The organism is Listeria innocua (assembly GCF_028596125.1).
Taxonomy (GTDB): Bacteria; Bacillota; Bacilli; order Lactobacillales; family Listeriaceae; genus Listeria; species Listeria innocua.
Genome location: NZ_CP117229.1, coordinates 1,244,092 through 1,267,891, shown reverse-complemented (window position 1 = coordinate 1,267,891; position 23,800 = coordinate 1,244,092). Strand labels below are relative to the sequence as shown.

The following is a 23,800-nucleotide window of genomic DNA, read 5'->3' as shown; positions in this document are numbered from 1 at the left end:
TCTGCTGTTCTCCTTATAATCAATTTAATTTAAACTACTATTTTTTCGTTGTTCTTTGATTAATTCTTGTTTCAATATACTGCGAGCTCTAGCAAAAACTTCTCTATCTAAAATATTATGCTTAAAAAGTTCTGTGACTTCATATTCCATCATTTCGATGTCGTATTGTCGCTTTCCTAAATAAACAATTATGCCATGCTTTCGTAATAATTGAGCAACATCATAAACTGTTTTCACATTAAAAACCTCTTATTCTTTGCTTTTTTCTAACTCATCATAATAAGAATCAAAAAACGGATTACTGGATAATTGTTTAGCAGTATCGGCTTCTTTAAGGGCGCCCTCTATATTACCTTGTACTCTATAACAAAAAGATAAATAATAATGGGCTTCTGGGATGTCATTATCCAGACTAATTGCTTCGTTCGCCATATCTTCTGCCTTATCTATTTGCTTATTTTGTAAAGCAATAGATGATGCATAAGTATAAGAATAGCCATCAGCACTTCCGCTTTCAATTAAATTATCTATAATTTTTGTAGCTTCTTCTTTGTTATGTTCTTGCAAATATTGTTGAACTGCTATATTGGCTGGCATAGGATCATAAGGCTGTTCCCCTTTTTGGAAACCAAAATATAAAAAGAGGATAGCTACTGCAACAAGGGATACTCCATAAGCAAGTCTACGCCAATGGAAAAATTGTTTCGGTAATGATAATGCTCCCGCGAGTAAAAATCCGCCAACTAATCCACCAATGTGGCCAGCAATATCAATTTGCGTAGAGAAGACATCTATCAGTAGATTAATCGCTACTAAGGAAGCAATACTTGTTCCAATTGTTTTCGCATAAAGATTTGGTTTTAATACAACTAAATATAACAGTGCACCCATTACAGCAAAAACTGCCGTGCTAGCCCCAACGGATAAATTCATATTTAACGCAAAGCTTGCTATGTTACCACAAATACCACCTAAAAGAAGTATAAGAATATATCGCCATTTACCATAAATACGCTCTGCCCAAGCACCAACAATATAGAGCATTACTGCATTGGATGCAAGATGAATTAGACCGCTATGGAGAAAAATTGGTGAAATAAAGCGCCACCATTCCCCGGCATAAATAAGTGGGTTGAATTTACCGCCCCATTTAATTAAGTTAAAAGTATCTGTTGAGCCACCTTGGAAGGTAACCCATAGAAATGCTGCAACTATAAGTCCAATAAATGAATACGTGACAATTGGTTTAGAATTTCTGGCTACTTTTTGTTCTTCATTTACTTTAGTAGTAATATAAGTGATTACTTGTTCGCGTTCTTTTGCTACCATTTCTTTTGTTATTTCATTAGGAAGAATAAATGCTTCTTCTGGTACATCTAGTTTTTTTATAAGTAATTCAAGGTGCTCCTGCATCTGCTCGTTTGCAAGTAATATATTTTCTAATTTCACTTTTTCGTTTGGAGACGCAATGGTTTGTCCAAAAAAAGGCGAAATGTCACCCATAGGCTCAAATGGAGTTATATATATATTAACAAGAGGCAATTTTAAGCGTCCCATTTGCTTACGAAGGTTTTCAGTTACATGTAATGTGTGGGTCACATCACGTTCCACCACATTTGCCCAACTTAATTCTTTCATCTGAATACGGATGACTGGTCTTTTTTTCTGGCTGGTATTTTCTAACCAAAGTTCTTGTTTCTCCTCATGAAGATGGATCAAACGGTATTTTTCAACACCCAAGAAATAGTTAGTTAGGCGCCAGAAGACATATTGTTCTTGGAAGCTCAAAAAATTCCCTGCTTTCATTACAAATTATATTTACTACTATACGCAAAAAAAGGGGCGTTGTAAACAATCCACTCTATTTTCTATAGAATTATTTTTATCTATCCTTCAATAAGAATAGAAACAGGTTTATCATGGCTTTCTGGAGTGAATTCTATTTGTTGCTCATATAAACACAAAGAGACTGTTTCTCCTTTAAAATCGGCTAAAAATCTATCATAGAAGCCGCCGCCAAAACCTATTCTAAAATGTGCTTTATTAAAAACAACTCCCGGAACTATTAATAAGTCAATTGCATCTTTATCGACTGTTTCTGCTAACTCATGAGGCTCTAAAATACCAAATTTTGTTTTAGTAAGCGGATGACTAGAATCCATTTTTTTAAATTCCATTTTTCTACTTGGATAAAAAGTTTTTGGAATTAAAACGGTCTTTCCTTCTTTTTTCGCTTGAAGTATTATTGTTTCTGTTTCAATCTCTGGATGTCTTGCTAGTGTAATCCCGATTACTTTTGCTTGATTCCACTCTGGTAACAGAAATAGTTTTTCTGCAAGTTTAATAGAACGTTCTCGGTGTTCTACTTTATCAATAGTGTTTAAATTACGCAAAACTTTCTCTCGAATAAGGTGTTTGTCTGCCATTTTGACTTCCCCCTTTTTTATAATAAAAAAAGCAACAGAATGGAGATCCTGCTGCTTACTTAGTTTCGCGGTGTAAAGTTACACGGCGCAATCTTGGACAATATTTTTTTAATTCAATACGTTCCGGATTTTCACGCTTATTTTTAGTAGTGATATAATTACGATCACCGCATTCAGTGCATTCTAAAGTAATATTAACGCGCATTATTTTTCCCTCCAACTCCGACTGACGAATTTATTTACTAAACCTGTATAATAATATCATTTTTACACAGTTGTTGCAAGGACTCTATGCATTTTCTTTTTATTTTCTTTACAAAACCTTATTTCGGATGGTGTTTTATGTTAAATTATGCTATAACTAGTAGTAGAGTTTATGGAAGAGAGGTGTTTATAAAACCCATGACCACAGTCATAATTATCTTATTAATTGCTGCTATTGCGCTGTTTGTCATTTCATTTTTACAAAAAGGTGATAATAAGCAATTAGAAAAAGAACTGGAAGATGTTGCTGCTCAGTGGATGCAAGAAAACTTTGAATTAAAACAACGTGTCTCTGAATTAGAAAAAGCAATGAAAATGGATGCCCCTACCGTTGAGGTTGAGCAAGTTCCTGAAAGTCCTAAAGTTCGCGAATTGATGAAAAAACAAGTGATTACCCTTTATACTTCTGGAATCGTAACTTCAGAAATTGCTGAACAGTCATCCCTACCTAAAGAAGAAGTAGAAAAAATCATTGAAGAATATTTAAAACATTGATTTAAATTTTAAAGGAGGAGCCTATCTGTGAAGAAAAACTTACGGATGTTGGCGCTAGGTTTCTTAATTTCTGCCGTTGTCTTACTGGTTTATAATCAGTTTTTCTCAACTCAGACCAAAGCAGATGAAACTAAAGTCACATCAAAAAAAACTGGTTCTGATGAAAACTCAAAAACATGGAAAAGCAAATACGAAAAATTATTAGCTCAACAAGAATTAGATAAACAAGCAGAAGCGGACGCAAAGAAAAAAGCCGAAGAAGCTGCTAAAAAGAAAGCTGAAGAAGCTAAAAAAGTAAAAAGCTATACATTAACGATTTCTAGAGGAGATCCCTCTTCCAAAGCTGGCGACGAACTTGAAGCAAATGGTATCGTTAAAAGTTCTTCAGAGTTTGATAAATACTTAAGAGATAATAATTATGAAAAATACATTCGTGACGGTAGTTATACGCTCAAGAGCGACATGGATTATGAAAAAATCGCAAAAATCTTGACACATAAAGATTAATTATTAAAAAAGGAAATGAGTCTAGAACTTATTTCCTTTTTTTGTTATTATTTAAGAAAGAAAGGATGATGAGATATGGAAAATGTAAAAATGAAAAACCTCATAAATAATACGGGGGTATTTTACCTATAGAATGCTCCCGACTTACAAAGGAGCGAAACAATTGATACTTGAAAAATATGGTTTTACAAGTTTTTTTGAAGAACAAAAAATTGCTGCTACTTCTTCATACGGGAGAGTTACAGCGGTATTTAGAGATTTTTATCGTGTTATAACGGAAAATGGGGAATTTTTAGCCACGCTTAAACGAGGAAATTTTTACGAATTATCCCCTTCTAATTTGCCAGCTGTCGGCGATTTTGTCGAAGTAAGCAATGAGAAACAAATTTTATCTGTATTACAAAGGAAAACAATTTTTTCTCGAATGACTAAGGATTCAGAGGAACAATTAATTGCCGCAAATTTTGATTATGCGCTTATTGTTATGAGTTTGAACCATGATTTTAATTTAAATAGGCTAGAACGTTATTTAACGGTTGCTTGGGATAGTGGTGCTACGCCAATTATCATTTTAACAAAAGCAGATTTAGTTGATGACCTTACGCCCTTCACTATGGAGCTCGAAACGGTCGCTTATGGCGTTCCTACTTATTATGTAGATAATTTATCGCACCGTGGTTTTGAAGCTCTGGAAGCTGATTTGAAGCCGAATAGCACCCTCGTTTTACTCGGATCATCCGGGGTTGGTAAATCCTCCTTTATTAATAGTCTTGCAGGAGCGGATCTGATGAAAACTTCGGAGATTCGCGAGGATGATAGTAAAGGAAAGCATACAACGACTCATAGAGAAATGCACTTGCTTGCTAATGGTTGGATTATTATTGATACGCCTGGTATGCGTGAATTCGGGATTGGTTTAAATCAAGCTGGTCTAGAAACTACATTTTCTGACGTAGAAGAATTAAGTAAAGATTGTCGTTTTCACGATTGTTCTCATACAAGTGAGCCTGGCTGTGCGGTTCAGGAATCATTAGCAGATGGGACGCTTTCGCTAAAACATTATGAAAATTGGCAGAAATTACAACGTGAAATGGCTTATCATGCTCGAAAAAACAGCCCTGCTTTAGCCAGACAAGAACGGGATCGCTGGAAAACGATTCAAAAATCACTTCGAACACATTTAAAAACACGACCAAAAAGATAATAAAAAAAGCAAGTAGTTAAAAACTACTTGCTTTTTTGCTATTATTTAGACTCAGGCTTTTTTGTTTTAGGGTAGAATTTTTTCTCTGCTTGAGGTTTTTTGTCGCCTTCTGGTTGTTCTTTTTTCTCTAGCAATGCTTTACGTGATAAGTTAACGCGGCCTTGGTGGTCTACTTCAATAACTTTAACCGTTACTTCATCACCAAGTTTTAAGATGTCTTCCACTTTACCAACACGTTCATGTGCTAATTCAGAAATATGAACTAAACCATCTGTACCTTTGAATAATTCAACAAACGCGCCGAATTTTTCGATACGACGAACTTTACCAGTGTAAACTTCTCCAACTTCTACTTCACGAACGATGTCTTCGATGATAGCAATTGCTTTACGGTTCATTGCTTGATCTTGTGAAGCAATGTAAACTGTACCATCTTGTTCAATATCAATTTTTACGCCTGTTTCTTCAATGATTGCATTGATTTGTTTTCCACCAGGTCCAATAACATCTTTAATTTTTTCTGGTTTGATATTAAGCGTAATAATTTTTGGAGCATACGCAGAAAGTTCTTCACGAGGTTCGCTAATTGTACTTGTTAAGTGTTCTAGAATATGCAAGCGACCTTCTTTTGCTTGTGTTAATGCTTCGTCTAAAATTTGACGACTTAAGCCATCAATTTTGATGTCCATTTGAAGTGCTGTAATACCATCTTTTGTTCCAGCAACTTTGAAGTCCATATCGCCAAAGTGATCTTCCATACCTTGAATATCAGAAAGGATTGTGTAGTCATCACCAAGTTTTACAAGACCCATTGCGATACCAGCAACTGGTGCTTTAATTGGAACACCAGCATCAAGCATAGCAAGTGTAGATCCACAAATACTTGCTTGAGAACTAGAACCATTTGATTCAAGAACTTCTGATACTAGACGGATAGTGTACGGGAATTCCTCTTCGGAAGGAATAACATATTGTAATGCACGTTCACCTAACGCACCATGACCGATTTCACGACGACCCGGCGCACGACGAGGACCAGTTTCCCCAACACTAAATTGCGGGAAGTTATAATGGTGCATGAATCGTTTATATTCTTCTGTTCCTAAACCGTCAATGATTTGGTGTTCACGAAGCGGCGCTAGTGTACATACGCTTAAAGCTTGTGTTTGACCACGAGTGAATAAACCTGAACCATGGACACGTGGAAGCATACCAACTTCAGAAGAAAGTGGACGAATTTCGTTTACTTTACGACCATCTGGACGGATTTTATCTTGAGAAATTAAACGACGCATTTCGTCTTTTTCAATCATTTCAAGAATATGAGCTACTTCACCAAGAATTTCTGCTTCATTTTCTAATTCTTTTGCTTTATAGCTTTCTAAAATTTCTTCTTTTACTTCTTCAATTGCAGCTTCACGAGCTTTTTTCTCTTCTGTTTTGATAGCTGCTTTCATTTTACCTTCACTTGCTGCTTTTACTTCTGCTTCAAGTTCAGGATCGCTTACGAAAAGTTCGATTTCGCGTTTTTCTTTACCAACTGCAGCGATGATTTGTTGTTGGAATTCACAAAGGCGTTTAATTTCTTCATGTCCAAACATAATTGCTTCAAGCATTGCTTCTTCTGAAACTTCTTTTGCTCCAGCTTCTACCATGTTGATTGCATCATAAGTTCCTGCAACAGTTAAGCTAATATCACTTTTTTCTGCTTGTTCAATAGTTGGGTTAATAACGTATTTTCCGTCAATACGGCCAACATCAACACCAGCGATTGGGCCTTCAAATGGAATATCAGAAATAACTAATGCAACAGAAGATCCAAGCATTGCTGCCATTTCTGGAGAACAATCTTGATCCACACTGAATACAGTAGAAGTAATTTGAACTTCATTACGGAAACCTTCTGCAAATAATGGACGGATTGGACGGTCAATTAGGCGCGCTGTTAATGTTGCACGGTCACTTGGACGTCCTTCACGTTTTAAGAATCCACCGGGAACTTTACCCACGGAATACATTTTTTCTTCATAGTTAACTGTTAATGGGAAAAAGTCGCCAGGACGTGGTTTTTTTGAACCAACTGCAGCTGTTAAAACGACAGTATCGCCGTAACGAATTAAGGCTGCTCCACTTGCTTGTTTTGCTAATTGACCTACTTCGACAGATAATGTCTTACCTGCCCATTCTGTTGAAAATACTTGTTTTTCAGACATATTTTAATCTCCTTTGATTAGGAAAAACACGAACCAGAAACTTTACCATGCATAAGAATGTTCACGCACACTTTAGATTTTCTAAAGCACACATGAATCCAAAAACCTGCTAAAAATAGCGATTTTTGAAGCACGTTTTTGGATTCATGCGATAAAGTTTCATTTCTTCGGCGTGTTTTCCAAAATTTAGTATAGTTAATACTCAAAAAAAAGCGGGAACTTTTGGTATCCCGCTTTCGTCTGGTTTTTATCGACGTAAACCTAAACGTTTGATAAGTTCGCGGTAACGTTGAACATCTTTTTTACGTAGGTAAGTTAATAGGTTACGACGGTGACCTACCATTTTCATTAATCCACGGTAAGAGTGATGATCTTTTTTGTGTACGCGAACGTGTTCATTTAAGCTATTGATTTCAGCAGTTAATACAGCGATTTGTACTTCTGGTGAACCAGTATCTGTATCATGGACACGGTACTCTGCAATAATTTCATTTTTGCGTTCTTGAGTTAAAGCCATTTCTTTCCACCTCCTTCTAAAATATCCCCGATTACTGAGCCAAGCGTCGGTGAGTCGCAAAAGCCAAGTAATGGTTCTGTTCGTACAGATTTAAAGATACACTATTTAGCCTCCAAAAGCAAGCAAAAATAGTCGTTTAATCTTCTAAATTCGCAAAATAAGCTCTTGTATCTTCCTCGTCTTTTTCTAACTGAGCAATCAAACCTTCTACCCCATTAAATTTAAGTTCTGGGCGGAAAAATTGATACCATTCAATCTCTGCTTCTTCGCCGTAAATTTCGCGGTGGAAATCCAGAATATAAACCTCAATAGACAATGCTTGGTCATCTTTAAAAGTAACGTTATAACCAATGCTCGCCATACCAAGATGCGTTTCACCGTTCACACGGAATTTCACTGCATAGACACCAAGCTTTGGAATCAAATAATCTTCATTAACAAGTATATTTGCTGTTGGGAATCCAATAGTTCTGCCGCGTTTATCACCATGAATAACGGTTCCTTTTGTTGTATAAGGATAGCCTAGTAATTGGTTTGCTTCTTCCAGTTCGCCTTCTGTAATTGCTCGGCGAATGTTAGTTGAACTTATTTTATCACTAGCAGCTGTTTGTTTATCCACAATAGTTACTTCAAAACGACCATTTGCGTAGTTTTCTAATTCCGTCATTTTTCCTTCGCCTTTTTTTCCATACGAATAGTCGAAACCAGCTACAACATGTTTTACATTTAATGCAACAAGGTAGTTATCAACAAACGCTCGGGGTGATAACTCCGAAAACTGTGTAGTAAAGCGAACTACATACATTATATCAACGCCAAGATTAGCCATTTTTTCTGCTTTATCTTCGAGTGGCGTTAAATATTTCACTTGTTTCCGAATATTGCTTAAAACGACAGATGGGTGTGGATCGAACGTCAATACTGCTGTTTGAAGTCCTTTTTCTTCAGCAATCTGTTTCGCTTGTTTAATGACTGCTTGATGACCTAAATGAACCCCATCAAAGAACCCAAGTGCCATTACTTTTTTTACGTCAGTCCATTCATCCGTTGTAATTGGATGATGTAAGTATATCGTCTTCATTTTTTGCCACTTCTCCTCTAAATTCGAATTCCTCTAATATCATAATATAAGAAAGTTGCAGTCGCAATTACTATGCTTGTTGTAACTCAATGACTTTTTCCGGTTTAAAGAGATCTTGTTTCTCCGGGTGTGGTTTATAAATTGCCGTTAATTTCTCTTGAAAAATAAGTGCGACACGAGGTTCGTTTTCAACTGTTTGGAATAAAGATTTTGGTAATAATACGCCGTTTAAAACTTTTGCGTGTATTTCTTCATCTATTTCTAGTTTTGCCATTGATTCAATGCCTTTTTCAAGCGGATATAAAAAATCAGTATCATTTGCTTGCATCTTTTCATCAATTTCTGCCAGGGTTAGACAATCTTCTTTTTTGAAAAAGCCGCTACGGGTCCGTTCTAGTTTGGACATATGGGCTGGATACCCCAGCAATTCGCCGATCATGACAGCTAATGTGCGGATATATGTTCCTTTACCACATGAAATTTCTAATTTAAAAGTCGGATTTGATTCAGTTAGCGGACTGACGCCATCTAAACGGACTAATGAATAAATATCCACTTGTCTGGATGGTCGTTCTACCTCTATTCCTGCTCTTGCATATTCATACAACTTCTTACCGTTAACCTTTACGGCTGAAAACATCGGTGGAATTTGTGTGATTTTTCCGGTCAGCTTTGTAAGGGCAGCTTGAAGTTCTTCTGCTGAAATTTCGGCTAATTCCTTCGTTGCAACAGTTTCGCCCGTGGCATCTTCTGTTGTTGTGGATTTACCTAATGTTATTTCAGCTACATATACTTTTCCTTCATCTGTCACATATTCCGCCAATTTTGTTGCACGACCGATACAAATTGGGAGAACGCCTTCCACTTCTGGATCAAGAGTACCGGTATGGCCGACTTTTTTTGTATGTAAAATTTTTCTTAATTTAAAAACGCAATCATGACTTGTCATTCCGCGTTCTTTCCACAGTGGGATAATGCCGTTCATCTAGCTCCTCCTTCTAAGAAAAAAAGTTTAAGACAATTCTCCACTTACATCCCGTTTGAATGAGAAGATAAAGGGATTGCCTTAAACTTTTATTTATTATTGATCGTTATTTAAGTCACGAAGCAATTCATCGATTCGATTTCCGTAAGCGATGGAATTATCTATTTCAAAAGACATTTCTGGAACTTTACGAAGTCGAATACGGCGACCGATTTCAGAGCGGATAAAGCCATGCGCTTTCTCAAGTGCGAGTAACGTATTTTCTTTTTCCTTATCGGTACCAAGAATGGAAATGAACACCTTAGCTTCTTGTAAGTCCCCAGTAACATCTACTCCCGTTACAGTAACAAAACCTAAGCGAGGGTCTTTGATTTTACGATTTAAAATATCGCCCAATTCTTTTTTCATTTGTTCACTGACACGATTTGCTCGTACGTTCAATTGTATTCACCTCTTTTATAACTTCTCCATTACTGTCTCAGCTCGCTCCCACTCTGGAAAAGAATCTAGGAAAGCAAGTACTTCTCTAGCTTCTTTTTCAGCTTGGATATGCGAGGCGGATACAACAGCAAAGCTAATTTCAGTTCGCTGCCATAAATCCTGATAATCTGTTTCAGCAATGGAGATATTGAATTTTTGCTTTGTTCTCGTTAAAATTCGTTGCAGTATAGCGCGTTTTTCTTTGAGGTTTTGTGGTTCCTGCATGAAAAATTCACTAATAACTGATTGAATCATTTTCTTTCAATTTCTTCCATAACGTATGCTTCGATTACATCGTCTTCTTTAATATCGTTGAAGTTTTGAACTGTAATACCACATTCGTAACCTTTTGCTACTTCTTTCGCATCATCTTTAAAGCGTTTAAGTGTTGCAATTTCGCCTTCAAAAACAACGATTCCGTCACGGATAATACGAACGCCACTATCACGAGTTATTTTACCATCTGTTACGTAACAGCCAGCAATTGTACCCACTTTAGAAACATTGATTGTTTGACGAACTTGCGCTTGACCAATAATTTTTTCTTGGAATTCTGGGTCAAGCATACCTTTCATCGCTGCTTCAATTTCATCAATTGCTTTATAAATAACACGGTGTAAACGAATATCTACACTTTCGTTTTCCGCTGCTTCACGAGCTTGTGTTGTTGGACGAACGTTAAATCCGATAATAATTGCATTAGAAGCTGCAGCTAGAGTAATATCTGATTCATTGATTGCACCAACGGCAGTATGAATAATTTTAACGTTAACGCCTTCTACGTCAATTTTGCGAAGTGACGCAGCAAGGGCCTCTACAGAACCTTGAACGTCTGCTTTGATAATAACGTTAACTTCTTTCATTTCGCCAGCTTTCATATGTTCAAATAAGTTATCTAAACTTACGCGGTTTGTTGCTGAACGTTGAGCTACAAGTGCGCGACTTGCGCGAGTTTCCCCGATGTTTCTTGCTGTTTTTTCATCTTCAAAAACAACGAAGCGATCGCCAGCTTGTGGCACATCATTTAATCCAGTGATTTCAACTGGTGTACTAGGTCCAACTTTTTTCACGCGGCGGCCTAAGTCATTAACCATGGCACGAACACGACCAAAAGTATTCCCTACAACGATTGGATCCCCGATATTAAGCGTTCCATCTTGTACTAGTAAAGTCGCAACTGGACCACGGCCTTTATCAAGTTCTGCTTCAATAACAGAACCAATTGCACGACGATCTGGATTTGCTTTTAATTCTTCTACTTCAGAAACAAGTAAAATCATATCTAACAAGTTCTCAAGACCTTCACCAAATTTAGCTGAGATTGGTGCGAAAATAGTATCGCCGCCCCAAGCTTCTGGAACTAATTCATACTCAGTTAATTCTTGCATTACGCGGTCTGGATTTGCTTGTGGTTTATCAATTTTATTAACAGCAACAATAATCGGCATTCCCGCAGCTTTCGCGTGGTTGATTGCTTCAATTGTTTGTGGCATAACACCATCATCTGCTGCTACAACTAAAATCGTAATATCCGTGATTTGCGCACCACGAGCACGCATTGCTGTAAACGCAGCATGTCCTGGAGTATCTAGGAAAGTAATTTTTTTATCGTGAATTTCTAGTTGATAAGCACCAATATGTTGTGTGATACCACCAGCTTCTCCTAAAGTAACTTTTGTATTACGAAGGGAATCTAGTAAAGTTGTTTTACCATGGTCAACGTGACCCATAATCGTAACAACTGGTGGGCGTTCAACAAGTTTAGACTCGTCAACAGCTTCATTTAGTTCATTTTCAAAGTAAACATCTAAGTCTGTTACATCGACTTTGATTTCTTCTTCTACTTGCACACCGTAATCATCACAAATTAATTCGATTGCATCTTTATCTAATGATTGGTTAATTGTTGCAACAACACCAAGCATAAATAGTTTTTTGATTAGTTCAGATGGTTCTCTATATAATTTTTTAGCTAATTCCGCTACTGTTAGAGATTCGCTGAAAACGATTTTTTCAGGAAGTTCTTTTGGTTTCGGCGGCGTTGGAGGTACTGTACTGTGGTTTAATTTACCTTTTTTCTTCGTGTTACGGCCCTTATTGTTAAAATTGCCGCCACGATTCGGACGATTGTTGCCGCCTGGACGGTTTGGATTGCCGCCGCCTGGACGATTACTGTTGTTATTGTTGTTGCGTTTTTGTCCGCCAGCTGGTTGCTTATTGCCGCTTGATTGTGTCTGATTACTTGTGTTTGCTGGTTTATTTGTCGCTGGTTTTGCACCGTGGCTTTTGTTTGCAGTTGCTGGTTTATTAGCTTGTCCTGCTGGTTTATTTGGTTTATTCGACTTTTCATTACTATTTGTCATATTTGGTTTGTTTGGCCCCTTACTATTTCCATTTTCGTTGCTAGTAGTTTCTTTCTTGGGTGCTTCGGCTTTTTTATTTGTACCATCAATAGCATTATCTAATTGTCTTAACGCATTTTCATTAATAGTGGACATATGGTTTGCCACTTCAATACCTAAGTCTTTTAATGCTTCAATGACTTTTTTACTTGATACTTGATGTTCTTTTGCATATTCATATACACGAACTTTACTCATGTCGTACACCTCCGTATAAGATTCAACCGAGTAATTCTGCTAACTTATTAGCAAATCCTTTATCAAGTATTGCAACTATTGCACGTGTATCTTTGCCGATTGCACCCCCTATCATTTCCCGGGTACCGGCCTTTTTCACGACAACATTGTAGTATTCACACTTGTTGCGGATTGTTTTCTCGGTTTTTTCGGATATATCTTCTGAAATGAGAACGAGTTTCGCTTTCCCATTTCTAACTGCTTTTAGTACTAATTCTTCACCAGTGGTAATTTTACGTGCTCGGTTAGCAAGGCCTAATAAGGAAAGTGCTTTTTTATCCATTAGTTGGTTCCTCGAGAGTCTTCACATAAGCAATTAGCTCATCATAAAAGGACTCTTGTTCCGGCATTTTTAGTTGATGAAAAATAGCGTTTTTCTTTTTCGCTTTTTCACAAGCTTCTACATTTTTAACAATGTAAAAACCACGTCCAGGGGCTTTTCCAGTAGGATCTATCGTAAGCGCTCCGTCTTTCGAATACGCAATACGAAGAAGTTCGCCTTTTGGCAAGCGTTCACCGGTAATAATACATTTTCGAAGGGGGATTTTTTTATTACGCATGATAATTCTCCTTTTTACTCTTCATCTTCTGTAAAAGTTTCGCTCTCTGCTTCTTCAACAACAGGTGCTTCTACGTCATTACGAGGGTAGATACCTAGTTCAGTTGCAACTGTTTCGCTTTTAATATCGATTTTCCAGCCAGTTAATTTCGCTGCTAAACGGGCATTTTGACCACGTTTACCAATTGCAAGTGATAACTGATAATCCGGTACGATAACGGTTGTAGCTTGGTCTGCTTCGTTTACAATAACATCTAGCACTTTTGAAGGGCTAAGAGCATTGGCTACGAATGTGAAAGGATCTTCTGACCATTCAACGATATCGATTTTTTCGCCTTTAAGTTCATTGACGATAGTTTGGACACGTGCGCCTTTTGGTCCTACACATGCACCAACTGGGTCCACTTCTTCATTTGCTGTGTAAACAGAGATTTTTGAACGATCTCCAGCTTCACGAGCAACTGATTTGATTTCTACAACGCCATCATAAATTTCAGGTACTTCCATTTCAAAAAGACGTTTAAGTAAGCCCGGATGTGTACGGGATACAAAGATTTGTGGTCCTTTTGTAGTCTTTTCTACTTTTGTTAAATACACTTTAATGCGGTCATGTGCATGATAAGTTTCGTTTGGCATTTGTTCGTTTTGAGATAAAATGGCTTCGATTTTACCAAGGTTTACATAGATAAAACGAGAATCTTGACGTTCAACAATACCAGTCATAATATCATCTTCACGGTCGATGAACTCATCATAAATGATGCCACGTTCCGCTTCACGAACACGCTGAGTAACGACTTGTTTCGCTGTTTGAGCAGCGATACGTCCAAAATCTTTCGGTGTTACTTCAAGTTCCACGACGTCACCTGGTTTGTATACTGGATTCAGTTTGTGCGCTTCTTCCATCGAAATCTCAAGACGAGAGTCAAATACTTGCTCTACCGCTTCTTTTCTAGCTAATACACGGATAGAACCGTTTTCCATATTTAAATCTACGCGTACGTTTTGTGCATCTTTGAAATTTCGTTTATATGCAGAAGTAAGAGCAGCTTCAATCGCTTCCACTAAAACCTCTCTTGAAATACCTTTATCATGTTCTAACACATGAAGAGCATCTAATAATTCTGTGCTCATTTTTTATTCAGCTCCTTATTCTTTGCTTTTTAAAATTGAATTGCGAGTCTTGCTTTGGCTACTTTGTCTTTTGGAATTTCACAAGTGATTTTGCGTGTTTTATCTGTGATAGTAATGACAAGTGTCGTGCCGTCATAACTAACAAGCGTCCCTTCCCACATTTTACGACCATCAATTGGTTCATAAGAAGTCACATGGACATATTTACCTACCGCATTTTCAAAATCTTGCTCTTTCTTCAGCGGACGTTCAGCCCCTGGTGATGAAACTTCCAAAAAGTAATTTTGTGTAATTGGGTCAGATTCATCCATTTTTTCGCTAACTTTTTCACTTACAGCTGCGCATTCATCAATGTCCACGCCACCATCTTTATCAATAAAAATTCGCAAAAACCAGTTTGGACCTTCTTTTTCAAACGCAATGTCTACAAGCTCCAATTGAAGTTCATCCGTGATTGGCGCAACAATTGCTTCTACTTGTTCTAGTACTTTACTCATTTCAGCCTCCTTAAGAGATACGCTTTTCCAGCTAATTCGTCCCCTACTTCTGCCACAGGTGACTCTTTGACAGATTTGCAAAACGAAAGCGTGGGCATTGGCCCACGCTTGGCTGAGTTATCGTAGTATTTCTTAAATAAGTTTATCACAAATTGTGACTACAAGCAAGTTTTGCCCATTTTTAGAACAATGACAGCTGATTTTGATCAGGCAATCCTTCCAAGCATCCTTGGTCATCCATGTACTGAATAATCGTTTTTGATACTTTTCCGCGTTGTTGTAAGTCTTCTTTGGATAAAAATTCCCCATTTTCACGAGCGGCAACTATTTGTTTCGCTACGTTGGTTCCAAGGCTTGGAATCGCATTGAATGGCGGAATAAGTGAGTCTCCATCAATAATAAACTCATCAGCAGACGATTTATACAAATCGACTTTTTGGAAATGGAAACCACGAGCAAGCATTTCGTTCGCAATTTCTAAAACGGTTAGCAAGTTTTTCTCTTTCGTTGAAGCTTCCATACCTTTATCGTTTACTTCTTTCATTGTAGCTTTTACCGCTTCTTTCCCGTTTACCATAGACGTCAAATCGAAGTCGTCAGCACGAACGGTGAAATAAGTCGCGTAAAAATATAATGGGTGATGTACTTTGAAATAAGCAATCCGAACCGCCATTAAAACGTAAGCAGCGGCATGGGCTTTCGGGAACATGTACTTGATTTTTTTACAAGATTCAATGTACCAAAGCGGCACTTTATTTGCTATCATTGCTTCTTCCATTTCCTCGGTTAAACCTTTCCCTTTACGGACAGATTCCATAATTTTAAAGGCTAATGAACTTTCTAATCCTTGGTAAATTAGAAATACCATAATATCATCACGACAACCAATTACGTCTGGTAGTTCGCATGTTTTATTTTTAATTAATTCCTCCGCATTTCCAAGCCAAACGTCGGTACCATGGGAAAGACCAGAGATTTGTACTAACTCAGAAAATGTCGTTGGTTTTGTTTGTTCTAACATTTGTCGTACAAAACGAGTTCCAAATTCGGGAATTCCAAGCGTCCCTGTTTTTGAATCGATGTCTGCTGGTTTAACACCAAGCGATTCTGTGGAACCAAATAATTTCATTACATCTGGATCATCTGTTGGAATGGTTTTCGGATCAATACCGCTTAAATCCTGTAACATCCGGATAGCAGTCGGATCATCGTGCCCAAGTATATCGAGTTTAAGCACATTGTCGTGAATCGAGTGGAAATCAAAATGGGTTGTTTTCCATTCTGAGTCCGTTGCATCTGCTGGGAACTGAACAGGAGTAAAATCATAAACATCCATATAATCAGGAATAACGATAATACCACCTGGATGCTGCCCAGTAGTCCGTTTAACACCCGTACATCCAGCAACAAGGCGATCCACCTCAGCCCCGCGGATGGTCATATTCATATCACGTTCGTAATTCCGAACATATCCAAATGCAGTTTTTTCGGCAACTGTACCGATAGTACCAGCACGGAAAACATAATCTTCCCCAAAAATTTCTTTTGTATAGGCATGGGCTACCGGTTGATAATCACCTGAAAAGTTCAAGTCAATATCGGGTACTTTATCCCCTTTAAATCCTAAGAAAGTTTCAAAAGGAATATCTTGGCCTTCTTTTTGGTAAGGCGTTCCGCAGTGCGGGCAATCTTTATCAGGTAAGTCAAAACCAGAACCAACTGAACCATCATCAAAGAACTCAGAATCCTTACAATTCGGGCAAAGATAATGTGGTGGAAGTGGGTTTACTTCGGTAATTTCTGTCATTGTAGCGACAAAAGAAGAACCAACCGATCCCCGAGACCCTACTAAATAACCATCTACAAGTGATTTTTTAACGAGTTTATGTGAAATAAGGTAAATAACCGCAAACCCGTGACCAATAATACTTTTCAATTCTTTTTCCAGTCTAGCCTCTACAATTTCCGGTAATTTTTCCCCGTATAATTGGTGCGCCATCCCGTAACTCATATTACGCACTTCATCTTCTGCGCCATCAATTTTTGGCGTGTAAAGCTCATCTTTAATCGGTTTTAAATCATCCATCCAATCGACAACTAAATTGGAATTTGTTACGACGATTTCTTTTGCTTTTTCTTCTCCAAGGAAGGCGAATTCTTTTAACATTTCATCTGTAGAGCGGAAATGAACATCTGGTAATTCCGCACGATTGAGAGGATTAGCTCCCCCTTGTGAATGAATCAAGATCTTACGGTAAATTTTATCAACTGGATCTTTGTAATGCACATTCCCAGTCGCAACGACAGGTTTTCCAGTTTTTTCACCAACGCGGACAATGTTTTTTAATATTTCTTCTAACGCTTTTTCATCACGAACAAGTTCACGTTCAATTAACGGAGCATATACGGGTTTAGGTTGAACCTCAATGAAGTCGTAAAATTCGGCTACCTTTTCAGCAGCTTGCATTCCTTTTTGCATCATTGCTTCAAATAATTCACCTTGACTACATGCTGTCCCGATGATTAAGCCTTCTCTCATTTTTTTCAACTGAGAGCGAGGGATTCGTGGTACTCGGTAGAAATAGTTAATGTTCGACATAGTGATTAATTTAAATAGGTTTTTCAAGCCTACATCTGTTTGCGCATAAATAGTTGCATGGAAAGGTCTAGCGCGTTTGTATGCATCGCCTTCTCCCATATAGTCATTTAAGGAATCATGAAATTCAATATCGTGCATTTCTTTTGCATCTTTAATTAGTTTCCAAGCTAAATATGCGGTTGCTTCAGCATCGAATACAGCCCGGTGATGTTGTTCAAGGATAATATTAAATTTCTTTGTTAACGTATTTAAACGATGATTTTTAAAGTGCGGATAAAGGAAACGAGCTAACTCCAATGTGTCAACAACTGCATTCTTTGCTTTTTCAAGCCCAACTTTTTCATAAGCGGTATTAATAAAGCCCATATCAAAAGAAGCATTGTGGGCAACAAGGATGTCGTCGCCGCTCCATTCCCTGAATTGTTTTAATACAACATCAATCGGATCAGATCCTTTTACCATATCATCCGTAATACCTGTTAGATTAATCGTAGTTGCTGAAAGTGGATGCCCCGGATCGATAAACGCTTCAAATTTATCAATAATTTCGCCGTTTTTCATTTTTACGCCTGCAAGCTCGATAATTGTGTCATAAACAGCGGATAAACCTGTAGTCTCAACGTCGAATACACAGTAGGTTGCATCTTCTAAAGCGATATGTTGATCATTATATGCGATTGGTACTCCGTCATCAATAAGATTTGCTTCGATACCAAAAATTACTTTTAAGCCATATTTTTGACCTGCTCCGTATGCTTCTGGGAAAGATTGCGCAACGGAATGGTCGGTAATAGCAATTGCTTTATGACCCCAATCAGCTGCTTGCTTAAACAGTGAATCAACTGATGAAGTCGCGTCCATTTGACTCATCGGTGAATGGAGATGAAGTTCTGCACGTTTTTCTTCGGCAGTATCAAGACGCTTCACTCCAGCAATTTCGTTGATGTCTTGAGCCATCATAATTAAATCGCGCACAAAGGTATCATTTTGAACACTGCCTCGTACTTTCACCCACATGCCTTTTTTCAAATTTTGGAACATGGCTGCGTCTTCATTATCACGCGAAAACATTTTTATAATCATCGAACTAGTATAGTCGGTAATTTTGAATTGCAAAAGACTACGACCACTACGAAGCTCGCGAATTTCTGTTGCAAAGATGAGCCCTTGAACAGTAATACGACGTTCTTCATCATAGACATCACCAAGGCGTTTGATTTCTTCATCATCCTTGATTTTATAGCCAATTTGAAATGGACCGGTAAGTGGAGCTGCATTTGCACTGCCGTTTTGTCCTTCTGCTTGACGTTTTTGCATTACTTGGACAGCTTCTGCGGCTTTTTTCTGGTCTTCTTCTTGTTTCGCCTGTGCAAAAGCTTTATATTCATCGGTTTCTGATTGATCTAGCATATGCATTTTCATTGCTAGTCGTGGAAAACCGGCTTTTCCGTAGTTTTCGATAATTTTCGCTTGGAATCGTTGTTGAATTGTCGCTTCTTCCATATCATTATGAACCGCTACTTCAATAAAATGCGGCTCTTTGAACGTAGGCTTTTGCTCCATTAAAAGTTTCCCGATCATTGGTGACTGTTTTCCAATTGGCTCAACAATCAAGTTCCAATACTCTTGAATAAGTGTTTCGTTAATCGTCTGATTTTCCGGAACTATTTGCATTTCTGTTTCTGCAATTTGGCTAAATGCACGCTTCATTCCAACATCCATCATATGAAAAAGTGCAGCTGGGAAAATTTGTGGTACGTGTAAATGAAATTGCCAAGTTTTATTTTTCTTATCGGCGACTAATTTTTCGATTTTAGCATCTTTCGTGAATTCTTCGTAAGTAGTTACATCTTGTAAACCAATTTGTGTCATTAACAGCTGAAATCGTTCTTGTTTTTCTTCCTCTTTTGCAGTCATTCCGAATAACACCCCTTTATCCAAATTTATAAAAGCCAGATGTCCCTCATGACCCGTTTTCACATGGAACGAGTGGAGTTTCATCTGGCACAATTGTATCAGTAATTATTTATCTCCAAAAAGAATTGGTAGCGTATTTAGTAGCTCATCTTGACGAACTTCAATCATTTCGCCTGTTTTTCTAATTTTCACTTCAACGATACCTTCTGCGGCTTTTTTACCAACCGTAATACGAATTGGTAGACCGATTAAGTCAGCATCCGCAAACTTAACGCCAGCACGTTCAGTCCGGTCGTCTATTAGTACGCTAAATCCTGCTTTTTGTAACGAGTCGTAAAGTGATTCTGCAAATGCAACTTGCTCTTCACTCTTCATATTAACAGGAATTAAATGTAAATCAAATGGGCTAATTTGCTTATCCCATACAAGACCATTTTCATCATTGGATTGTTCAGCAATAGCAGATAAAATTCGAGACAAACCAATACCATAGCAACCCATAATAATTGGTTGTGCACGACCGTTTTCATCTAAAATAGTCGCATTCATTGCTTCACTATATTTAGTACCAAGTTTGAAAATATGACCAACTTCAATACCCTCTGCAAACTTGATAACGCCCTGACCATCAGGAGACAAATCGCCTGCTTGAATCATACGCAAGTCAAAATAACTTGTAACTTCAAAATCACGATTTGGATTAACATTAACATAATGATAACCATCTTCATTTGCTCCAGCTACAGCATTAACAATATCTTTTACTGCATTATCAGCAAAGACACGAATTTTTTCAGGAACACCGATTGGCCCTAGGGAACCAAAATTAGCACCGAGTAATTCAAATGCCACATTTGGGTCTACTAATTCGACATTTGTTGCATCTAAAGCATTTTTAATTTTAATATCATTTACTTCATGGTCACCACGAACTAAGACCATAATCACTTCTTCATCTACTTGATAAAGCATTGATTTCATTGTTTTCTCAATAGGAACTTCTAAAAATTCAACAATATCAGCAATAGTTTTTTGATTTTCTGTTGCTACTTTTTCAAGTTCTTTCTCAAGTTCATGCGATTTTTTCTCCATATATAAAACAGGAGCCATCTCTGTGTTTGCTGCATAGTCAGAAGCATCGCTATAAGCAATGGTATCTTCGCCAATATCAGATAATGCCATAAATTCTTTGGATTCATTTCCGCCAATTGAACCAGAATCTGCAATAACAGAACGGAATTCAAGGCCGCAACGACTAAAGATATTAGAATAAGCTTGGTGCATTAGCTCAAATGTTTCATCTAAGCTTTCACTTGTCGCATGGAATGAATACGCATCTTTCATAATAAATTCCCGTCCACGTAACAGACCGAAGCGCGGACGTTTTTCATCACGGAATTTTGTTTGGATTTGATATAACGTAATTGGTAAACGTTTATAAGATTTAATTTCATCACGTAAAAGGGACGTAATCAATTCTTCATGGGTTGGTCCGAGCACAAAATCACGAGCGGCACGATCTTTTAAACGCATTAGTTCTGGACCATAATCAGCCCAACGACCAGATTCATGCCATAGTTCCGCAGGTTGAAGCGCAGGCATAAGCATTTCTGCAGCACCAATTGCTTCTAATTCTTCGCGGACAATTGCTTCAATTTTTCTTAATGTTAATGTCGCAAGTGGTAAATAACTGTAAATCCCACTCGCTACTTGTCTAATAAAACCAGCGCGAAGAAGTAATTGGTGACTCTTTACTTCCGCATCAGCTGGAACTTCTTTTAATGTTGGTATAAATGTCATCGTTTGACGCATTTAAAACACCCCTTTTTCCCTTTATTAGTCTTTCTCTTTTTAGAAAAATGCTCGTTGTATATCGTTCCATGTCACAAGTATCATCAGAACCATCAAAAGTGCAAATCCAGCAAAATGGATAATACCTTCTTTTTTAGGATCGATTGGTTTCCCGCGAACGAGTTCGTATAAGAAGAACATCAAGCGTCCACCATCAAGTGCTGGTAACGGTAATAAGTTAACAATTCCTAAGTTAATACTTAAAACAGCAGTCCAGTTTAACACGGTCATAAATCCGTATTGAACTACTTGTTGCGTACTTGTATAAATACCAACTGGCCCATTTAGCATATCCAGTGAAAATCCACCAGTAAACATGTTACCCAGAATCGTAAATATTTGAACAATCCAGTTCCATGTTTGCGTGAAGCCATTGGTTATTTTAGCAGTAAATGAAGTGTCCATCGGTGTTTCTACTCCAATTTTCCCAACTTCTTTACCATTTTCTTTTTGCGTCGCCGGTTTCACATCAATATCTTGTGTTTTTCCATCGCGATCTATTTTGAAATCAAGTGTTTTTCCCGGGTTTTCAGAAACACTTTGAACAATATCTGTCCAAGACTTTGTTTCTTTACCATTAATAGAAAGAACCTCGTCTCCTTTTTCTAGACCGGCTTGTGCAGCTGCCCCATCCGGCATTATGTTACCAAGTGTATTATCGGTACTCGGGACCCCACCTTGAACAAAAGCAAGTGCGGTAAAAATTAAAATTGCTAAAATAAAGTTGAACAGCGGGCCCGCAAAAATAGTCATCGCCCGGTTTCCTAAAGATTTTGCATTAAAAGAACGGTCATATGGCGTAATCATCGTTTCGATTTTACCATCAATAACAAGTGCATTACGTTCTACTTGGTACCGGACTTTCTTCGTGTCGTCATAGTCTTCATAGCCTTCGATAAATAGTTCTTTCTCTAAATCACATAGAGAAACTTCAATCGGTTGGGCGTTGACATATTGATCCTTACCGTTAACGATAATTTTGCTAACAGTTTCTTCTGGAGTTAATTCAAGCCCTACTCGGTAACCAGGTTTTAGCTCAATTTCTTCCCCGTCTTCCCCGGCCATTCGAACATAGCCACCAATTGGTAGTAAACGAATGGTATACTGCGTTTCTTTTTTCCGATAAGCAAAAATTTTCGGTCCGAAGCCAATCGAAAAATCTTTGACCATAATGCCAGCTCGTTTTGCAAACAAGAAGTGACCCAGCTCATGGAAAAATACAATCAGTCCGAAAACGAAAATAAAAGCAATAATAGTTGTCAAAATAGCTTCACCTCTATAAAAGTGTCTTTACATACGCTCGTGTTTCTTGATCAACTTGTAAAATAGTATCCAAGTTAGGATTAGAAATACTAGTATGACGGTTCATTGCATTTTCAACAAGCGCTTCAATATTATAAAAAGCGACTTGCCCATTTAAAAAGCCAGCAACAGCAATTTCATTTGCCGCATTCAAAACTGTCGGCATTGTTCCACCTATTTTACCAGCATTATACGCGAGTTTCAATGCCGGAAATCTTTCATAATTCACTTCTTCAAAATGAAGCGCTGAAAAATCAGTAATCCGGAATTCTTTTTCGTATGGAATAGAAAGTCTATCGGGATAAGTTAACGCATATTGAATAGGCATCCGCATATCCGGTGTGCCTAGTTGCGCAATAAAGCTTCCGTCCACGAATTGAACCATAGAATGAACAATACTTTCACGCTGAATGACTACTTCAATATCGTCATAATCCACACCAAACAGCCAGTGCGCTTCCATTACTTCTAAGCCTTTATTAAACATCGTAGCTGAATCAATGGTTAATTTATTACCCATGTTCCAATTAGGATGTTTTAAAGCTTCTTTTACTGTAACTTCGCTAAGTTGTTCCCGCGTTTTATCTCGGAAACTACCACCACTCGCAGTTAGAATGATTTTCTCAATTCTTTCCCGATTTTCACCGTTTAATGCTTGTAAAATAGCAGAATGTTCACTATCAACAGGTAGTAGTGAAATGTTCTTTTCTTTTGCAGCTTGCATAACTAAATGTCCTGCTGTAACAAGTGTCTCTTTGTTTGCTATAGCGATTGCCTTACCAGCTTCAATAGCATCTAGAGTCGGTAATAACCCAACACTCCCCATAACAGCATTTAAAAGAACGTCCCCATCTAGGTATGTTGCTACTTCTCTAAGTCCATCTAAACCATTAAAAAACTTCACATCAGGAAATTCAGATTCCAGTGTCACACGGTCTCTCGTATGCCAAACAGCTACCATTTTAGGTTTAAATTCTTGAATAATTGCCCGGCCGCGCTCAATATTACGTCCAAAACTAAAAGCAACAAGTTGAAATTTTTCCGGATTTTCTCGAATAATTGTAAGTGTTTGCGTTCCAATAGAACCAGTTGCGCCCAGTAAAATAATTTTTTTCATTATCCCATCTCCA

General features: G+C 37.7%; 22 protein-coding genes. 3 read left to right on the top strand and 19 right to left on the bottom strand.

Going from position 1 to position 23,800, the window contains the following annotated elements; all coding sequences use genetic code 11:
• Positions 1 to 24 precede the first annotated feature (24 nt).
• The 4 genes from PQQ29_RS06890 to rpmG all read right to left on the bottom strand — a co-directional run bounded on the left by PQQ29_RS06890 (position 25) and on the right by rpmG (position 2,631).
• On the bottom strand, positions 25 to 237 hold the full coding sequence (locus PQQ29_RS06890) for a YqgQ family protein (RefSeq protein ID WP_003762076.1): 213 nt from the start codon (positions 235 to 237) through the stop codon (positions 25 to 27).
• 12 nt (positions 238 to 249) lie between these two features.
• Entirely contained in the window at positions 250 to 1,788 is a 1,539-nt protein-coding gene (locus PQQ29_RS06885; RefSeq protein ID WP_003766750.1) for a rhomboid family intramembrane serine protease, read from the bottom strand.
• Positions 1,789 to 1,886: 98 nt separating this feature from the next.
• On the bottom strand, positions 1,887 to 2,426 hold the full coding sequence (locus tag PQQ29_RS06880; RefSeq protein ID WP_003771690.1) for a 5-formyltetrahydrofolate cyclo-ligase: 540 nt from the start codon (positions 2,424 to 2,426) through the stop codon (positions 1,887 to 1,889).
• A gap of 55 nt (positions 2,427 to 2,481) precedes the next feature.
• The gene (gene rpmG, locus PQQ29_RS06875; RefSeq protein WP_003719608.1) at positions 2,482 to 2,631 is read right to left on the bottom strand and encodes a 50S ribosomal protein L33; all 150 of its coding nucleotides are present in this window, start codon (positions 2,629 to 2,631) and stop codon (positions 2,482 to 2,484) included.
• Between the two features lie 197 nt (positions 2,632 to 2,828).
• On the opposite strand from rpmG, the gene PQQ29_RS06870 reads away from it, so the two are divergent.
• The 3 genes from PQQ29_RS06870 (at position 2,829) to rsgA (ending at position 4,896) form a co-directional block, all read left to right on the top strand.
• Positions 2,829 to 3,185, top strand: coding sequence for a hypothetical protein (locus tag PQQ29_RS06870; RefSeq protein WP_010991501.1), 357 nt, complete (start codon positions 2,829 to 2,831; stop codon positions 3,183 to 3,185).
• A gap of 27 nt (positions 3,186 to 3,212) precedes the next feature.
• On the top strand, positions 3,213 to 3,692 hold the full coding sequence (locus PQQ29_RS06865) for an endolytic transglycosylase MltG (RefSeq protein WP_003762065.1): 480 nt from the start codon (positions 3,213 to 3,215) through the stop codon (positions 3,690 to 3,692).
• A 163-nt stretch (positions 3,693 to 3,855) separates the two neighbouring features.
• Positions 3,856 to 4,896, top strand: a complete 1,041-nt coding sequence (gene rsgA / locus PQQ29_RS06860) for a ribosome small subunit-dependent GTPase A (RefSeq protein ID WP_010991500.1) — start codon at positions 3,856 to 3,858, stop codon at positions 4,894 to 4,896.
• Positions 4,897 to 4,937: 41 nt separating this feature from the next.
• Here rsgA and pnp read toward each other — a convergent pair whose 3' ends face one another.
• The 15 genes from pnp to PQQ29_RS06785 form a co-directional block, all read right to left on the bottom strand.
• Positions 4,938 to 7,109 carry a polyribonucleotide nucleotidyltransferase gene (gene pnp, locus PQQ29_RS06855; protein WP_003771683.1) on the bottom strand — a complete coding sequence of 724 codons (2,172 nt, stop codon included), beginning with the start codon at positions 7,107 to 7,109 and terminating at the stop codon, positions 4,938 to 4,940.
• A 247-nt stretch (positions 7,110 to 7,356) separates the two neighbouring features.
• On the bottom strand, positions 7,357 to 7,626 hold the full coding sequence (gene rpsO, locus PQQ29_RS06850) for a 30S ribosomal protein S15 (RefSeq protein WP_003719603.1): 270 nt from the start codon (positions 7,624 to 7,626) through the stop codon (positions 7,357 to 7,359).
• Positions 7,627 to 7,762: 136 nt separating this feature from the next.
• Complete coding sequence (locus tag PQQ29_RS06845) at positions 7,763 to 8,707, bottom strand: bifunctional riboflavin kinase/FAD synthetase (protein WP_187984107.1); 945 nt, start codon at positions 8,705 to 8,707, stop codon at positions 7,763 to 7,765.
• Between the two features lie 70 nt (positions 8,708 to 8,777).
• Positions 8,778 to 9,692 (bottom strand): tRNA pseudouridine(55) synthase TruB, encoded by a 915-nt coding sequence (gene truB, locus PQQ29_RS06840; protein WP_010991498.1) that lies wholly within the window; start codon positions 9,690 to 9,692, stop codon positions 8,778 to 8,780.
• Between the two features lie 96 nt (positions 9,693 to 9,788).
• Complete coding sequence (gene rbfA / locus PQQ29_RS06835; protein ID WP_010991497.1) at positions 9,789 to 10,133, bottom strand: 30S ribosome-binding factor RbfA; 345 nt, start codon at positions 10,131 to 10,133, stop codon at positions 9,789 to 9,791.
• 15 nt (positions 10,134 to 10,148) lie between these two features.
• The gene (locus tag PQQ29_RS06830; protein ID WP_003762053.1) at positions 10,149 to 10,427 is read right to left on the bottom strand and encodes a DUF503 domain-containing protein; all 279 of its coding nucleotides are present in this window, start codon (positions 10,425 to 10,427) and stop codon (positions 10,149 to 10,151) included.
• Entirely contained in the window at positions 10,424 to 12,772 is a 2,349-nt protein-coding gene (gene infB, locus PQQ29_RS06825) for a translation initiation factor IF-2 (RefSeq protein WP_010991496.1), read from the bottom strand. Before infB ends, PQQ29_RS06830 begins: the two co-directional genes overlap by 4 nt.
• 22 nt (positions 12,773 to 12,794) lie before the next feature.
• Complete coding sequence (locus tag PQQ29_RS06820; protein WP_003762050.1) at positions 12,795 to 13,094, bottom strand: YlxQ family RNA-binding protein; 300 nt, start codon at positions 13,092 to 13,094, stop codon at positions 12,795 to 12,797.
• Positions 13,087 to 13,371: an RNase P modulator RnpM gene (gene rnpM, locus PQQ29_RS06815; protein WP_003752263.1), complete on the bottom strand. Its 285-nt coding sequence runs from the start codon at positions 13,369 to 13,371 to the stop codon at positions 13,087 to 13,089. The genes PQQ29_RS06820 and rnpM overlap by 8 nt, the downstream gene beginning before the upstream one ends.
• A gap of 14 nt (positions 13,372 to 13,385) precedes the next feature.
• Positions 13,386 to 14,504, bottom strand: coding sequence for a transcription termination factor NusA (nusA, locus tag PQQ29_RS06810; protein WP_003771672.1), 1,119 nt, complete (start codon positions 14,502 to 14,504; stop codon positions 13,386 to 13,388).
• Positions 14,505 to 14,533: 29 nt separating this feature from the next.
• A complete protein-coding gene (rimP, locus tag PQQ29_RS06805; protein ID WP_003762048.1) occupies positions 14,534 to 15,001 on the bottom strand; it encodes a ribosome maturation factor RimP in 468 nt (155 codons plus the stop codon).
• A 181-nt stretch (positions 15,002 to 15,182) separates the two neighbouring features.
• Positions 15,183 to 19,517, bottom strand: a complete 4,335-nt coding sequence (locus tag PQQ29_RS06800) for a PolC-type DNA polymerase III (RefSeq protein ID WP_003762047.1) — start codon at positions 19,515 to 19,517, stop codon at positions 15,183 to 15,185.
• 105 nt (positions 19,518 to 19,622) lie between these two features.
• Positions 19,623 to 21,329: a proline--tRNA ligase gene (locus PQQ29_RS06795; RefSeq protein ID WP_033533071.1), complete on the bottom strand. Its 1,707-nt coding sequence runs from the start codon at positions 21,327 to 21,329 to the stop codon at positions 19,623 to 19,625.
• A gap of 39 nt (positions 21,330 to 21,368) precedes the next feature.
• Positions 21,369 to 22,631 (bottom strand): RIP metalloprotease RseP, encoded by a 1,263-nt coding sequence (gene rseP / locus PQQ29_RS06790; protein WP_010991494.1) that lies wholly within the window; start codon positions 22,629 to 22,631, stop codon positions 21,369 to 21,371.
• A 13-nt stretch (positions 22,632 to 22,644) separates the two neighbouring features.
• Positions 22,645 to 23,787 (bottom strand): 1-deoxy-D-xylulose-5-phosphate reductoisomerase, encoded by a 1,143-nt coding sequence (locus PQQ29_RS06785; protein ID WP_003762042.1) that lies wholly within the window; start codon positions 23,785 to 23,787, stop codon positions 22,645 to 22,647.
• Positions 23,788 to 23,800 lie beyond the last annotated feature (13 nt).